2 protein-coding genes are annotated in these 1,476 nt (G+C 60.7%); both read left to right on the forward strand.

The genetic code is table 11. The features are described from left to right. Window positions 1–880: hypothetical protein (locus HQK15_RS18195; RefSeq protein ID WP_173492924.1), on the forward strand; the 880-nt coding region annotated here is incomplete at its 5' end. Between the two features lie 48 nt (window positions 881–928). Further along, window positions 929–1,476 (forward strand): P22 phage major capsid protein family protein (locus HQK15_RS18200; protein ID WP_254451186.1); only part of this gene is annotated, 548 nt, incomplete at its 3' end.

The following is a 1,476-nucleotide window of genomic DNA, read 5'->3' on the forward strand; positions in this document are numbered from 1 at the left end:
GGAACTGAACACCGAAACCGGTGAAGAAGGCCTCGAAAACATCGCGAATGGCGAACAGACCGATCCGCCCGCAGGTGAGATTGAAGGTTCGGCAGACGAAGGTGAAGGCGAAGACGAGCTGACGCTGCAGTTTGGCGATGAGGCATCGCCGACCTCGACCAGCCCGGAGCAGGAGAACGCTCCGCAGTGGGTGAAGGCCCTTCGCAAAGACTACGCAGCCGCGCAGCGTCGCATCCGCGAACTCGAGGCGAAGGAAAAGACGCAGCAGCAACCGCAGGAAACGCAAGTCCCGACGCTCGGCGCCAAGCCGAAACTCGAAGACTTTGACTATGACGAAGGCAAGTTCGACGAAGCGCTCGGCAAGTGGTACGAGACGAAGCGCGATGTCGATGCCGCGCAAGCCAAACAGCGTCAAGCGGCGGAAGAGCGCCAACGGGCTATCCAGGAACGTCAGAACGGATACCTGAAGGAAGCAACCGATCTGCGCGTCAAGGACTTCAAGGATGCAGAAAACGAAGTGGTCGCAGCCATGTCAGTCGAACAGCAAGGCATCTTGCTTGCCGGCGCTGACAAGCCCGCTCTGCTCGTCTATGCCCTGGGTCGCCATCCCGCAAAGCTGAAAACGCTGGCAGAAATCAAAGATCCCGTCCGGTTCGCATTCGCGGCGGCCAAACTTGAGAAGGAACTCAAAGTGACGTCTACCCGCACTGCAACCAAGCCTGCGCCTGAAGGGCGCGTCTCGTCATCCTCTGGCGCTCCGGCGACCGGCGGCGGCGAGAAAAAACTCGAGCAGCTGCGAGCGGACGCGGAAAAGACTGGCGATTACTCCAAGGTCGTCGCGTACAAGAAGCAACTGAAGCTGGCCAAACAAGGACGCTAGCCGAGGTTGTGCAGCTGCTCTTAGTCAACTTGGACAGGAGCAGCAATCATGTCGAACAACTTCTCGAAAGAGGAACGGGTAGCCTTCGAGCAACTGCTTGAAGGCTTCGAAGACGCCCTCGTGCTGTCGCGCATGGTCCGTAAGTACAACACGGACCAGCAAGCGATGGAACGCTCGGTGAACATCATCTGGCGCCCGATGCCGTACATCGCACAGTCGTACGCGGGTACGGACATGACCGGCAAGTTCAACAGCTCGACGCAGCTGTCGGTGCCGGCCTCGATCAACCAGCCGCGTTCGGTGCCGTGGACCATGACGGCGCTGGAACTGCGCGACGCCCTGCAGGAAAACCGCCTGGGCGACGCCGCCAAGCAAAAGCTGGCATCGGACATCAACGTCGCCGTGAACAACGCCGTCACGTCGCTGGGCTCGCTGGTGGTCAAGCGCACGTCGGCCGCTTCCGGCTTCGATGACGTCGCCGCCATCGACTCGATCTACAACGAGCAAGGCCTCGGCATGGGCGACCGTTACGCGGCGTACTCATCGCGCGACTACAACTCCATGGCGAGCAACCTGGCCGCGCGCCAGACGCTGCA

Source organism: Aeromicrobium stalagmiti, from assembly GCF_013283745.1.
GTDB classification, from domain to species: Bacteria; Actinomycetota; Actinomycetes; order Propionibacteriales; family Nocardioidaceae; genus Aeromicrobium; species Aeromicrobium stalagmiti.